This is a genomic window from Lelliottia sp. WB101 (genome assembly GCF_003051885.1).
Taxonomy (GTDB): domain Bacteria; phylum Pseudomonadota; class Gammaproteobacteria; order Enterobacterales; family Enterobacteriaceae; genus Enterobacter; species Enterobacter nimipressuralis.
On the sequence record NZ_CP028520.1, the window covers coordinates 2,687,976 to 2,701,580 of the forward strand.

A 13,605-nucleotide genomic window follows, 5' to 3' on the forward strand; every position below is an offset into this window, starting at 1 on the left:
ATGCGGGCAATAGCATTTATATTTCTGCTTTATGCTGCAGTTTCAATTACAAATCAATTTAGTGCATTAACGTCCGCAATTGATTTCAATTTAATATATATATGGCCACAAATAGCTGCATTAATACTAGGCTATTTGATTATGATTAGACAAAGAAGAAAAACAGTATATTTTGATAATTTGCAATGGTGCATACCTGTTGCCAAGGGCAGTATAGCTTTATCTTTAATTCTGTTGATTGTAACATTTCCTGTTTCAGGGAGGGATGCTAAACTTGAAATCATTTCTTCGAGCAATATATTATATTATATCAATTTGATTAATAGTGGTACATTAATGGTACTGCTATGTTCATTAATGCAACCTATTAAAATAGCCTTATCAAAAAAAACGTTTATTTATATTTTGTGTGCGCTAGTATTTTTCTCTATGACTAACCTATCAAGAACGATGGTTTTTTATTTTGCAATTGCTATGTTCTTGTCAAATGTAAAGATAAATATTTCAAAGAAACAGGTTGTCCTGCTCTGCGGGGGGGTGATATTACTCATGGTATTGATGCCAATCCTTCAGGGGCGTACAGATAATGTAGAAGGGGCAATTGGGCGGAGTATATTGAATATTATATTTTATCTTTCTTATTCGTTTGGTTTAGGTGGTTACTTAATTAGTAATATAAACCTTGAAGGCATAAGTATCGGATACTTTGGATATGCACTTTCCAAAATTGTTGGTGATCCATTGAATTCAAATGCATTTTTTGATAATAAAATGCTCTATGATTTTGTGAATCTCGGAGTATCAGATATTTATGGTTCGCTTAACGCTAATGTAATGTATCCATTATGGTCAACCGTATACATTGATTTTGGATCATACAGCTTTATACCTTATTTTATTACTATGCTATTTATGGTTGTGCTATTAAACGCAAGGTTATTATTACTTTTTAGTTGGTTTTTATTTAGATTTTGCGCCTTGGGTTTTTTAATTTCCCCAGTTCTTTTACGAGATGTTGTGATTGAGTTATTTGTTGTTATGGTATTTCAAGTTTTTCTTATTACAAGAAAAAGGCGACTGGAGATTGTATGACACGATGGTTAATAATTTTTGTTTGCTACGATGAAGACCCAGAATATAAACATTATATTAAAAAAATAAAGTCCTTTTTAAAATGGTGCTTTATTACTGACATTGTTATAGTAAACACTCGTCTAGGAGAAATTGTATCATTCACTAATCAGAAGATGGCTATTTTTAGTAATGATTATGTAAATAATGAAATGGAATTTTCTGGTTATTACTATGGTCTTAAATGGTATATTGAAAAAAAATTTGTATCAGTAGAAACCAATCAATCATTCATCCTACTTAATGATACTATTTTGAAGCACGGAAAATTAAGGAAAATCGAGCAAATTGCATTTAATGAATGGAAGTTAAAAAACTTATTCCAACGGTTGTCGGACCAAACGATGTTTGGCTTTTGGCATGTCTCAAAATTTCTTCAAAATACAGAAATGAAAGGAGGATACTTTAATTCTAAATTTCTTGCCTTTAGCAATCTATCTTTCGATAAGTTTAGTGATTTGATTAACTTAAATAATATTGAAGTTAAGATCCTACCAGATGATATATATAGAAATAATATTTTTCTCTCAAAAAGTTATTCTGTATTTCTTAAAAAGTGGTTGAACGAAAATAATGGATGGTACAAATCAGAAAAAATAAATGATCGTAACAAGTCATTTTTTGAGTCTAAAGCTAAATCTATCATCCATGAGCATTATTTGAGTGAGCATAGTAAAAAGCTCTCGATTATTCATTATTGTATGATTAAGAATTCAATTGTGGCTAAGCTAATAATGTTCATCACTGGGTTTAAATATTAATGAACGCTGGGTTTATTGTCTTCATTAGAAATCTTTTAATTGCCGGGTCTGGCTTTATTTTAATATCAAAGGGAATAAAGCATCTGACAGAAGTTGATGCAGCTTTTCTTTTGATGGTTATGTTGGTAGTTAATGCTCAAAATACATTATATGAAGGATTATTTTTAACACACACTATGTCTTATAAAGACGAGGAGGCACAATTAATATATAAAAAGCAATGCAGGTTACAATATATTATTCCGATATTATCCTTGTTATTTGTTTATGTTTATTCAGCATACATTTTGTCATACTCAATTTCAGCGGCTAATTATATACTTTTATATGTTTGCTTTTTAGCAAATATTTTATCTATTGGAACGATAAATATATTTTGTACTTCAGCAAAACATACTTTTTATTTTATAATAGATATTATTTTAACATTGGTTACTGTTATTGTTTTATTTAATTTCATTGATTTTAATTTTCTAATCGTGGCATTAATACTTCGCGTAATTGGTTCTGCACTAGCTAGTGTGATTTATCACGTAAAAAATATAAAACACGTCAAATCAGATAACGTTAATGAAAGTAAGAATAGATACCCGTTATATTCACTTGGGTATTTTTCTGGCACTTTGTTATCATTATGTCGCGATTCTATCTCCCCTTTGCTTATTGGTTGGCTTATTGGTCCTTCTGCATTAATAGCCATAAGGATATTTAATACTTGCTATAGTGCACCAGGATTGATTGCTGGAGCAATGAATAAAATTGTTATACGTTATGCTCAGAAAAAACAGTTTTCCTCGAACATATTCAAGTATTACGCTGCTGTATTATATGTTATGTCACTTGCCTATTTGATTATATGGTATTTAGGAGGGGAGTCCTTTTATGAGCTCCTTTTCGGGATGAAAAAATATTTTTCAAATGATTCATTCCTCCTTGCATTGACTCTCTTTTGTTTGTTCTGGCCGTTAGGACAGACAGCAATAGCTAAAATGATTTTTCTTGGAGCTTCGCGATTATTCTTCCAAGTTTCGCTAGTTTGGACGCTTGTTTCGCTATGTTGCATTATTATTCTAATTAAATATGGATTGGCTATTTATATATTTATGTTGTCTTTATCTCAGGTTATTAATGTTGTGATTATCTACAAGGTTTCTAAGTATGAAGCAACTTCTAAAATTAGTTAAAAATATAGTCATTAAATTAGAAAAAATAATGTTCAATATATTGTTGCGATTTTTTGTTAATAAAGACATTACAATCATATCATCTAATTGTATTGGCACCAGAGTCTACCAATCAGCAAAAAAACAGTATAAATCGCCTACTATTAATTTATGGATTAATCCAAGTGATTTCATTAAACTTACAGAACAACTCGATTTTTATTTGAATCAGGAATTAACTGAATTTAAAGATACAGAAAAAAAATACCCATGTGGTAAATTAGCTGATATAACTATATTTTTTCAACACTATAGTAGTTTTAATGAGGCAAAAGATAAGTGGGAACAAAGGAAGAAAAGGGCTCGTACAGATAATTACTTGACTATATTCACAGATAGAGACGGAGCGACTATTCAGGATATCAAAAGAGTTGCTAAGCAAAAAAATGCGATCATATTTTGTTCTAGTGATAAAAAACAACTTTTAGAATCGATACCAAATGTTGTTTTTATAAAAACTTCAGATAGACAAGTTGGCGATTTATACAGTAATTATCATAAACTGCTTTACAGGTTTCCATTTATGAAAGTATCTAAAATATGAAAAATAATATCTCGAAATATTTTGTAGTTGATCTTTATGCGCATGGTGCAGAACATTCTTTATTTGTTGAAGCATTTATTGATTTTTTTGAAAAAAAAGACAGCATTTTTCTGTTAAACGATGTGCACGAAAAATTTTTAAAAACTAATCGAAAAAAAAATATAGGTTATTTGTTAAAAGAATCTAAGATAAAAAACACATATCTTAGATTAATTAATAGAGAGATTATAAAAGTTGTATGGTTTATTATACTTGCGCCATATATGTTAATGACACGACGAAAAATATGTATTTTAGGAGCAAGTAATCTTCAGGTATTTATTCTCTCTTTCTTTTCTTTTTTAAAGCCGAGTATTGTCATGCACGGCCAAGCAGAAGCGTTAAGCGCTAATGCACAAAAGTTGTCTAAAGCTGCGAAATTATTTAAATATGCTTTTCAGAAGCTTTCAAAAGCTGGAGCTAAATTCTTATTTTTGAGTAAACATATCAAAAAAAACATTGCATACAACGGGAATTATTATTATATCAAACATCCGTTACCTTCAAATAAAATATCAAATACAGCAAGAGAAGTTCAAGGTAAGCCTCTTAAATTGGCAATGGTTGGCCTTCTTAGAGATGACAAGAAGAATTGTAATAAAATTTACGATTTATCAACATCTAGTTCCACTGAAATATGGGCAATTGGCAGGGCACATAAAGATTTCATTGTAAATTATGATTCTGATGTGAAGTTTAAGCTGTGGGACACTGTTTATAGTGACGAAGAGTTTGAAAGCGTTATTAAAGATATTGATGGATTCATTTATTTGTTTGATAAATCGCAATATAAGATGACAGCATCAGCAACTGCTCTTGATGCAATTATTCATCAAAAATTAGTGTTCACTTTGAAAAATGACGCTGTAGAAAGCCTTCTGGAGTCTTATCCTCACATGGTTTCTGCAGAAAATATTGATGATTTATCAGCTCTCATTGATTCATTTGAGCAGTGTAAAATTATTATTAATAATATGGACATTCATAATAATTATGTTTTAGGAGAGGGAAATAATGATACCAAAATTGTTGAGGAATGGATTCAGTGAAGCATGAATCATTAGTTTCGATTATTACACCAACTTTCAATAGCCTTGGTTTTATTCAAGAGACGTATAGATCAATTTCCGAGCAAAACTATAAAAATTGGGAATGGATTGTTACTGATGACTGCTCCAATGATGGCTCTTTCGACTTCCTGAAGCAGTTATCCATGAAAGATGAACGCGTTCGCCTCTTTAAGTTGAATAAAAATAGTGGTGCGGCCGTTGCTCGAAATAATTCTATTGATCATTCCAATGGGGAATATATAGCTTTTCTTGATGCAGACGACTATTGGGAAAAAGATAAACTATCATTACAAATAAAATATATGGAAGAAAGATCCCTTGAATTTTGCTTCACCTCATATGCTTGTGAAACTTTTTCTGAAAGGAAATTATGTAAAATTGTCGATGCTACACATTCTGGAGAAGTTTTTACTTATAAAGATATGTTAATGAAAAAAGCAACCCTAGGATGCTCGACAGTAATATTAAAAAAATGTCTTGTAAAGCAACATAGAATGCCACTGATTAGAACAGGCCAAGATTATGCTTTTTGGCTTCAATTATTGAAAGAAACTAATGCAGTTTTGTTTAATCATTGTTTGACACATTACAGAATTGTTCCTGGATCATTGTCCAGGAATAAATTTAAAAAAGCAAAAAGGCAATGGTATATCTATCGTGAAATTGAGAAAATAAATTTATTACCTGCAGCTTATTATTTTTTGTTTTATGCATACAGAGCAATCTTCAGAAAATAGGTGTTAAAATGATTTCTTTTAAACCAGTAATTCTTGCCGGAGGAAGTGGGACTCGATTATGGCCACTTTCTCGAACTCAAAGACCGAAGCAATTCCTTAAATTAATTGATGAAAAAAATAGCCTTTTTCAACAAACTCTTATTCGTTTAAATGGTTTGGAAATGGCATCTCCCCAGATTATTTGTAATGAAGAACATCGTTTTCTAGTCAATCAACAAACCAAAGAAATTGGGTATGAAAATGCCACAATCCTTCTTGAACCTTTTGGACGAAATACAGCACCTGCAATTGCAGTTGCGGCTCTTGACGCCCTTAAAAAGGGAGAGGACCCTTTATTATTAGTTTTAGCAGCCGATCATTTTATTGCAGATACACCATCTTTTCATAATGCGATAGCAAACGCAATCCATTTGGCTGAGAAAGATTACCTGGTAACTTTTGGTATAAAACCAACCTCTCCACATACAGGATATGGATATATCAAGCGTGGAGTCGAATTGAATGGTTCTCATTTTATTGAGTCATTCAAAGAAAAACCTTCCTACGAGACTGCTTGTTCTTATGTTAACTCGGGAGATTACTACTGGAACAGTGGCATGTTCATGTTTCGAGCTTCGGTATTTATTAATGAATTAAGAAAATATGCCCCTGATATATTACAGAACTGCTCTCATGCAGTAAATAACTCGGAAGTTGATGAATCCTTTTTACGAATAGATCGCAATTCTTTCTCTAGGAATCCTTCATTATCCGTTGATTATGCCGTGATGGAACATACAAGTATTGGCGTTGTGGTATCTATGGATGCAGGTTGGAGTGATGTTGGTTCATGGTCTGCATTATGGCAATTAGGTGAGAAAAATGAATCTGGAAATTGTTCTGATTCAGATGTGATCTCCATTGATTGTAAAAATAATTTTGTAAAAACGGATTCGACGTTAGTAGCAACGATAGGTGTTGAAGATCTTGTGGTTGTCTGTACTAAAGATGCAGTTCTGATTACTCAAAAAAATAAAGATCAAGATGTAAAACTAGTTGTTGACCAGTTAAAGTCTCAAGATCGTGAAGAATTTCGCCAATATCCATTGAATTATAGGCGTTGGGGATCGCACGAACGTCTAGATAGAGGCTCTCGATTTCAAGTTAATCGGATAACTATTAATAAAGACAGTGTTATTTCTAAGCAATTTCATAAGCACCGTGCAGAACATTGGGTTGTCGTTTCTGGAAAGGCTGAGGTAATTTTAGATGAAGTCTTAAAGATATATGAGGCTAATGAATCAATTTACATTCCTCCTGGTTGCGTTCATACCATTAGGAATATTGGTGACTATCCTTTAGAAATTATTGAGATTCAATCAGGTGATTACCTTGGCGAAGATGATATTATAAGAATTGATACAGGTGCAAAATTATGACGAACATAGTTACCAGTGATATTATAAAAACAAGTAATATTTCCTTTGGAACGAGTGGTGCTCGTGGACTTGTTGTAGAATTCACTGATGATATTAGTGCTGCGTTCACTCATGCTTTTCTAGCTGTTATAAGTCAGAAATTCGAATTTGAGACGGTCGCTTTGGCAATTGATAACCGTCCCAGTAGTTATGGAATTGCGCAAGCATGTGCAGCGGCTATAGAAGAACATGGTTTTGAAGTAGAGTTTCACGGCGTTGTCCCTACACCAGCGATCGCCAGTTATTCTTTAACAAAAAAAATTCCATGTATTATGATTACTGGTAGTCATATTCCCTTTGATAGAAATGGAATGAAGTTCTATAGGCCTGACGGTGAAATTAGTAAGGATGATGAATACTCCATTTCTAATAGTAACTACTCTTTTTCCAAAATATCTGCATTGCCTACTCTCGTTAAATGTACTGATGCTGCTGATAATTATATAGCTAGATACACATCTCTATTTGACAAATACTTACTTTGCGGAAAAAAAATTGGTATTTATGAACATTCTAGTTCAGGGCGAGATTTGTATCATCAGCTTTTCACATCATTAGGTGCTGAAGTTGTCTCTTTAGGAAGAAGTGATGATTTTATACCCATCGATACTGAAGCAGTCGGAGATAAGGACAGAAGCCTAGCTAAATCTTGGTCTAAAAAATATTGTTTAGATGCCATATTTTCAACAGATGGCGACGGAGACCGCCCACTAGTGGCAGATGAAAAAGGCAACTGGTTGCGCGGCGATATCCTCGGTTTGCTGACTTCTATTGCTTTAGATATTGAAGCTTTGGCCATCCCTGTGAGTTGCAATACCGCAGTTGAATTGAGTAAGCGATTTAAAAGGGTGCTACGTACCAAAATTGGTTCACCTTATGTCATTGCTGGATTTGAGGGTCTAATCGAGTCTTATCATTGTGTTGCTGGTTTTGAGGCTAACGGTGGTTATCTATTAGCTACCGATTTGGTCATTAACGGTAAAACGCTCTCAGCATTGCCAACTCGAGACGCTGTTTTGCCAGCCTTAATGCTGCTTGTTGCAGCAGGTAAAGACAACATTTCGTCACTTGTTGAAAATCTGCCTCAGCGTTTTACTTGGTCAGACAGGATCAAGAACTTCGCTTCAGAGAAAAGTCAGCAAATCATTGAATCAGCAGTGATGTCACCCGAGAACTTTTTAAGTCAACTCGGGCTATCGCAACGTCAATGCGCCGATATTGATCAAACTGACGGTGCGCGTTTCACGCTTGATAATGGCGATGTTTTCCATCTTCGCCCTTCGGGAAATGCCCCTGAATTGCGTTGCTATACAGAAGCCGCTGATGAACTGCAGGCAAAAGAATACGTAGAGACAATTTTAGGCAAAATCCCTAGTCTGCAATAAAACTCGGCAAGGTAGCGATGAAAGCCGTAGCCCTCCTATGATGGCGTTATATATTGATGTTGCCGTATAACTAAGCCGTCGCAGTGGTTAAAAGCATCTTGCACTACACAGCGGTGTGCAACCTGAGTTAACATCAAGCAAACATTCAAGCCGCGCATAAGTCGCGGTGACCACACCTGACAGGAGTATGTAATGTCCAAACAACAGATCGGCGTTGTCGGTATGGCAGTGATGGGGCGCAATCTGGCGCTCAACATCGAAAGCCGTGGTTATACCGTCTCCGTTTTCAACCGTTCCCGTGACAAAACCGAAGAAGTGATTGCCGAGAACCCTGGCAAGAAGCTGGTTCCCTTCTATACGGTGCAGGAGTTTGTTGAATCTCTGGAAACGCCGCGTCGTATCCTGTTAATGGTGAAAGCTGGCGCGGGTACTGATGCTGCTATCGACTCCCTGAAGCCGTATCTGGATAAAGGCGACATCATCATTGATGGTGGTAACACCTTCTTCCACGACACCATTCGTCGTAATCGTGAGCTTTCTGCGGAAGGTTTCAACTTCATCGGTACCGGCGTGTCTGGCGGTGAAGAGGGCGCCCTGAAAGGCCCATCGATCATGCCTGGAGGTCAGAAAGAAGCGTATGAGCTGGTCGCGCCTATTCTGACTAAAATTGCCGCTGTTGCAGAAGATGGAGAACCGTGCGTGACCTACATCGGTCCAGACGGTGCGGGTCACTATGTGAAAATGGTTCACAATGGTATCGAATACGGCGACATGCAGCTGATTGCTGAAGCCTACTCGTTACTGAAAGGCGGCCTGAATCTGTCCAACGAAGAGCTGGCGCAGACTTTCACTGAGTGGAACACTGGCGAGCTGAACAGCTACCTGATCGACATCACCAAAGATATCTTCACTAAGAAAGACGAAGAGGGTAAATACCTGGTTGATGTGATTCTGGACGAAGCGGCGAACAAAGGTACCGGTAAATGGACCAGCCAGAGCTCTCTGGATCTCGGTGAGCCACTGTCTCTCATTACTGAGTCCGTGTTTGCACGTTATATCTCTTCTCTGAAAGAGCAGCGCGTTGCAGCCTCTAAAGTGCTGTCTGGCCCACAGGCTAAACCTGCCGCTGACAAAGTTGAGTTCATCGAGAAAGTTCGCCGTGCTCTGTACCTGGGCAAAATCGTCTCTTACGCACAGGGCTTCTCTCAGCTGCGTGCTGCATCTGACGAGAATAATTGGGATCTTAACTACGGTGAGATCGCCAAGATCTTCCGCGCCGGTTGCATCATCCGCGCCCAGTTCCTGCAGAAAATCACCGATGCTTACGCGGAAAACGCAGGCATTGCTAACCTGCTGCTGGCACCGTACTTCAAGAAAATTGCTGACGACTACCAGCAAGCACTGCGTGATGTTGTTGCATACGCGGTTCAGAACGGTATTCCGGTTCCGACTTTCTCAGCAGCAGTTGCATATTACGACAGCTACCGTGCAGCGGTGTTGCCTGCGAACCTGATTCAGGCGCAGCGTGACTACTTCGGTGCACACACGTATAAGCGTACTGACAAAGAAGGTGTGTTCCACACCGAATGGCTGGATTAATCTGATTTAACTCAGTCTGATAGCAAAGCCCGGTTATCATTACCGGGCTTTTTTGTTGTTCCTTTCCCCGTGTCTCCTCGCTTTGCACAGTCTCATGCGAAAATTGCCGAATAATTGACGCTGTTACCCCGCTACGGTAGCAAGGTCTTTGCCTTGACAGTGCATAAACATAAGAGGTAAAAACCTCAACAGTTGTTTACAGCGGTGGCACTGTAGAGGCCTCCTGACACTCATACTTGAAGAAGTTGAACGAATGAAAATTACAATCTCCGGAACAGGCTATGTCGGTCTATCTAACGGTATTCTGATCGCACAAAATCATGAAGTGGTGGCGCTGGATATCGTGCAGGCCAAAGTGGATATGCTTAACCAGAAGATCTCCCCGATTGCTGACAAAGAAATCGAGGAATACCTGGCCAACAAGCCGCTCAACTTCCGCGCAACAACCGATAAAGAAGACGCATACCGCGGTGCAGATTATGTGATTATCGCCACTCCAACGGATTATGATCCGAAGACCAACTACTTCAATACCTCCAGCGTAGAAGCAGTGATTAAAGATGTGGTGGCATTGAATCCTGAAGCCGTGATGATCATCAAATCGACTATCCCTGTCGGGTTCACCCAGTCAATTAAAGAGAAACTGGGTATCGATAACGTGATCTTCTCTCCAGAATTTCTGCGTGAAGGCAAGGCTCTTTACGACAACCTCTATCCATCGCGTATTGTTATTGGTGAGCGTTCCGCACGTGCCGAGCGCTTTGCGGCGCTGTTGCAGGAGGGGGCGATCAAGAAAGATATTGATGTGCTGTTCACCGACACCACTGAAGCTGAGGCTATCAAGCTTTTCGCCAATACCTATCTGGCGATGCGTGTGGCCTTCTTCAACGAACTGGATAGCTACGCGGAAAGCCTTGGCCTGAACACCAAACAGATCATTGAAGGTGTCTGTCTGGACCCGCGCATTGGCAACCACTATAACAATCCGTCATTCGGTTACGGCGGTTACTGTCTGCCAAAAGATACCAAGCAGCTGCTCGCAAACTACCAAACGGTGCCAAACAACCTGATTTCCGCGATTGTGGAAGCAAACCGTACGCGTAAAGATTTCATCTCTGACTCCATTCTGGCGCGTCAGCCGAAAGTGGTGGGGGTGTATCGTCTGATCATGAAGAGCGGGTCAGATAACTTCCGCGCATCCTCCATCCAGGGGATCATGAAGCGTATTAAGGCGAAAGGCGTGCAAGTGATTATTTATGAACCGGCGATGAAAGAAGACGAGTTCTTCCATTCACGGGTCATTCGCGATCTGGACGCATTCAAGAAAGATGCCGATGTAATTATTTCAAACCGTATGGCAGAAGAGCTGGCGGATGTGGCGGATAAAGTCTATACCCGCGATCTGTTCGGAAGTGATTAATCTTTATTGCTAAACGCATCGAGAATATGCCCGGCACTGCCGGGCATTGTTGTTTTTAAGCCTTGTAGAAGTCACGATACCAGTCAACGAAATTCTTCACGCCTTCTTTGACCGACGTCTGAGGTTTAAAGCCAATCACCTCGTACAGCGCTTTGGTATCCGCACTGGTCTCCAGAACATCACCCGGCTGAATCGGCATCATATTCTTATCTGCTTCAATGCCTAACGCTTCTTCCAGCGCTGTAATGTAATCCATCAGTTCAACAGGCGAGCTATTACCGATGTTGTAGACGCGATAGGGAGCGGAACTGGTTGCTGGCGTGCCTGCTTCAACTGTCCAGCTTTCATCCGCCTGTGGAATAACATCCTGCAGGCGAATAATGGCTTCGGCAATGTCGTCAATGTAGGTGAAATCACGCTTCATCTTGCCGTAGTTGTACACATCAATGCTTTTGCCTTCGAGCATGGCTTTGGTGAACTTAAACAGCGCCATATCCGGACGGCCCCACGGCCCGTACACCGTAAAGAAGCGCAGGCCGGTAGTAGGCAAGTTATAGAGATGCGAATAGGTATGCGACATCAGCTCGTTGGCTTTCTTGGTCGCTGCGTAAAGGGATACCGGATGGTCTACCGAATCATCGGTCGAGAAAGGCATTTTACGGTTAAGACCATAGACCGAACTCGAGGAAGCATACAGCAGGTGCTGAACCTTATTATGGCGACAACCTTCCAGTACGTTCAGATGGCCAGTCAGGTTGGCATCTGCATACGCATGCGGGTTTTCCAGCGAGTAACGCACGCCTGCCTGAGCGGCCAGATGGATAACGCGGTCAAACTTCTCGTTGGCAAACAGGGCTGCCATGCCTTCGCGGTCGGCCAGATCGAGTTTATGAAAGCTGAAATTCCCGGATGTCAGCAGATCCAGGCGCGCCTGCTTCAGGTTGACATCGTAGTAGTCGTTGAGATTGTCGATACCGACAACCTGATGCCCTGCGTCTAAAAGACGCTTACTGACGTGTGAGCCGATAAAACCCGCTGCACCAGTGACCAGAAATTTCATATCCATCCTCTTTGCTATCAAAAACAGCTATCTGTTAAGCATAAAACCTATGACGCACATCATACCTCTAAGCGTGGAGTAAGCAAAACTTCACCAGTCGGCAGATTCTCAACGGATTCTTATAGAAAAATTATCAGTACGAGATAGACTAGTTAGAAAATTTTTACGCAAATTTCACCGTTAAGGAATGTATGTCCCAGAACAGCAATAACGAGCTCACTAGTCGGCATGACCCGGAACAGATTGATTTGATAGATTTAATGATGCAGCTTTGGCGTGGGAAGTGGATCATTGCTGCATTTGTAGCTATAGCGATAGTCTTTGCTGGCATTTATTTAACTATGACAAAAGAGAAATGGACCTCTACCGCGTTAATTACCCAGCCAGATGCCGCTCAAATCGCAACCTACACTAATGCTCTGAATATCCTATATGGATCAGCAGCGCCCTCAATGCTTGATACTCAGATTCGCGTTGTTGGGCGTTTCAACTCGGCATTTTCCGCGTTAGCACAGGCCCTTGAAAACCAGGAAGTACCTGAGAAACTGACCATTGAGCCAGCAGTTAAAGGACAGCAGTTGCCCCTTACAGTAAGCTATGCCGGGGAAACAGCAGAAGCCGCACAAAAACAGCTGGCACAATACATTCAGCAGATTGACGAGCAGACGGCGAAAGAGCTTGATGTTGACCTTAAAGACAACATCAAACAGCAAATCGTTACGTTGAACGACTCTCTGCAGAACCAGGAAAAAGTCTCGCAAGAACAGAAAGATCTGCGTATTAAACAGATTACAGAGGCATTGAAATTCGCGCAGGCCGCGAAAATCACGGCTCCTCAAATCCAGCAGACGCAGGATGTGACGCAGGAAACAATGTTCCTGTTGGGCAGTGAAGCGCTCAGTTCAATGATTGAGCACGAGTCTACGCGTCCTCTGGTCTTCTCTGGTGCTTATTATCAGACCAAACAAAATTTACTAGATATTCACAATCTTAATGTCGATCCGGCTAGCATTCATGCCTACCGCTATGTCATGAAGCCTAACCTGCCGATCCGTCGCGATAGTCCGAAGAAAGCTCTTACGCTGATTCTGGCTGTTCTGCTGGGCGGCATTATCGGTTCTGGCGTTGTGTTAGGGCGCAACGCGCTGCGCAACTACAAACCAAAAGCTTGATAACCAG

The 13,605-nt window shown here is 39.4% G+C and carries 12 protein-coding genes; 11 read left to right on the forward strand and 1 reads right to left on the reverse strand.

Annotation, left to right across the window (positions count from 1 at the left end; translation table 11 throughout):
• From DAI21_RS12840 to ugd, 10 genes are all read left to right on the forward strand, one after another.
• Window positions 1–1,092, forward strand: a complete 1,092-nt coding sequence (locus DAI21_RS12840; RefSeq protein ID WP_107703277.1) for a hypothetical protein — start codon at window positions 1–3, stop codon at window positions 1,090–1,092.
• Complete coding sequence (locus DAI21_RS12845) at window positions 1,089–1,892, forward strand: hypothetical protein (RefSeq protein WP_107703278.1); 804 nt, start codon at window positions 1,089–1,091, stop codon at window positions 1,890–1,892. Before DAI21_RS12840 ends, DAI21_RS12845 begins: the two co-directional genes overlap by 4 nt.
• Window positions 1,892–3,076, forward strand: a complete 1,185-nt coding sequence (locus DAI21_RS12850; RefSeq protein WP_107703279.1) for a hypothetical protein — start codon at window positions 1,892–1,894, stop codon at window positions 3,074–3,076. Before DAI21_RS12845 ends, DAI21_RS12850 begins: the two co-directional genes overlap by 1 nt.
• Window positions 3,051–3,659 (forward strand): DUF1919 domain-containing protein, encoded by a 609-nt coding sequence (locus DAI21_RS12855; protein ID WP_107703280.1) that lies wholly within the window; start codon window positions 3,051–3,053, stop codon window positions 3,657–3,659. Before DAI21_RS12850 ends, DAI21_RS12855 begins: the two co-directional genes overlap by 26 nt.
• Complete coding sequence (locus DAI21_RS12860; protein WP_107703281.1) at window positions 3,656–4,747, forward strand: hypothetical protein; 1,092 nt, start codon at window positions 3,656–3,658, stop codon at window positions 4,745–4,747. Before DAI21_RS12855 ends, DAI21_RS12860 begins: the two co-directional genes overlap by 4 nt.
• Window positions 4,735–5,505, forward strand: a complete 771-nt coding sequence (locus DAI21_RS12865) for a glycosyltransferase family 2 protein (protein ID WP_107703282.1) — start codon at window positions 4,735–4,737, stop codon at window positions 5,503–5,505. The genes DAI21_RS12860 and DAI21_RS12865 overlap by 13 nt, the downstream gene beginning before the upstream one ends.
• An 8-nt stretch (window positions 5,506–5,513) precedes the next feature.
• Window positions 5,514–6,923, forward strand: a complete 1,410-nt coding sequence (locus DAI21_RS12870; protein WP_107703283.1) for a mannose-1-phosphate guanylyltransferase/mannose-6-phosphate isomerase — start codon at window positions 5,514–5,516, stop codon at window positions 6,921–6,923.
• On the forward strand, window positions 6,920–8,347 hold the full coding sequence (locus DAI21_RS12875) for a phosphomannomutase (protein ID WP_107703284.1): 1,428 nt from the start codon (window positions 6,920–6,922) through the stop codon (window positions 8,345–8,347). The genes DAI21_RS12870 and DAI21_RS12875 overlap by 4 nt, the downstream gene beginning before the upstream one ends.
• A gap of 192 nt (window positions 8,348–8,539) precedes the next feature.
• Complete coding sequence (gene gndA, locus DAI21_RS12880; protein WP_107703285.1) at window positions 8,540–9,946, forward strand: NADP-dependent phosphogluconate dehydrogenase; 1,407 nt, start codon at window positions 8,540–8,542, stop codon at window positions 9,944–9,946.
• A 253-nt stretch (window positions 9,947–10,199) separates the two neighbouring features.
• Window positions 10,200–11,366: a UDP-glucose 6-dehydrogenase gene (gene ugd / locus DAI21_RS12885; RefSeq protein WP_102104071.1), complete on the forward strand. Its 1,167-nt coding sequence runs from the start codon at window positions 10,200–10,202 to the stop codon at window positions 11,364–11,366.
• Between the two features lie 55 nt (window positions 11,367–11,421).
• Here ugd and DAI21_RS12890 read toward each other — a convergent pair whose 3' ends face one another.
• A complete protein-coding gene (locus tag DAI21_RS12890; RefSeq protein ID WP_107703286.1) occupies window positions 11,422–12,426 on the reverse strand; it encodes an NAD-dependent epimerase in 1,005 nt (334 codons plus the stop codon).
• 191 nt (window positions 12,427–12,617) lie between these two features.
• Between DAI21_RS12890 and wzzB the strand changes: the two genes are divergently transcribed.
• A complete protein-coding gene (wzzB, locus tag DAI21_RS12895) occupies window positions 12,618–13,598 on the forward strand; it encodes an LPS O-antigen chain length determinant protein WzzB (protein WP_107703287.1) in 981 nt (326 codons plus the stop codon).
• Window positions 13,599–13,605 lie beyond the last annotated feature (7 nt).

What these genes read in the sequence shown, in the direction of transcription:
- DAI21_RS12840 (WP_107703277.1), top strand. Translation starts at nt 1, where the DNA reads ATGCGGGCAATAGCATTTATATTTCTGCTTTATGCTGCAGTTTCAATT.
- DAI21_RS12845 (WP_107703278.1), top strand. Translation starts at nt 1,089, where the DNA reads ATGACACGATGGTTAATAATTTTTGTTTGCTACGATGAAGACCCAGAA.
- DAI21_RS12850 (WP_107703279.1), top strand. Translation starts at nt 1,892, where the DNA reads ATGAACGCTGGGTTTATTGTCTTCATTAGAAATCTTTTAATTGCCGGG.
- DAI21_RS12855 (WP_107703280.1), top strand. Translation starts at nt 3,051, where the DNA reads ATGAAGCAACTTCTAAAATTAGTTAAAAATATAGTCATTAAATTAGAA.
- DAI21_RS12860 (WP_107703281.1), top strand. Translation starts at nt 3,656, where the DNA reads ATGAAAAATAATATCTCGAAATATTTTGTAGTTGATCTTTATGCGCAT.
- DAI21_RS12865 (WP_107703282.1), top strand. Translation starts at nt 4,735, where the DNA reads ATGGATTCAGTGAAGCATGAATCATTAGTTTCGATTATTACACCAACT.
- DAI21_RS12870 (WP_107703283.1), top strand. Translation starts at nt 5,514, where the DNA reads ATGATTTCTTTTAAACCAGTAATTCTTGCCGGAGGAAGTGGGACTCGA.
- DAI21_RS12875 (WP_107703284.1), top strand. Translation starts at nt 6,920, where the DNA reads ATGACGAACATAGTTACCAGTGATATTATAAAAACAAGTAATATTTCC.
- gndA (WP_107703285.1), top strand. Translation starts at nt 8,540, where the DNA reads ATGTCCAAACAACAGATCGGCGTTGTCGGTATGGCAGTGATGGGGCGC.
- ugd (WP_102104071.1), top strand. Translation starts at nt 10,200, where the DNA reads ATGAAAATTACAATCTCCGGAACAGGCTATGTCGGTCTATCTAACGGT.
- DAI21_RS12890 (WP_107703286.1), bottom strand. Translation starts at nt 12,426, where the DNA reads ATGAAATTTCTGGTCACTGGTGCAGCGGGTTTTATCGGCTCACACGTC.
- wzzB (WP_107703287.1), top strand. Translation starts at nt 12,618, where the DNA reads ATGTCCCAGAACAGCAATAACGAGCTCACTAGTCGGCATGACCCGGAA.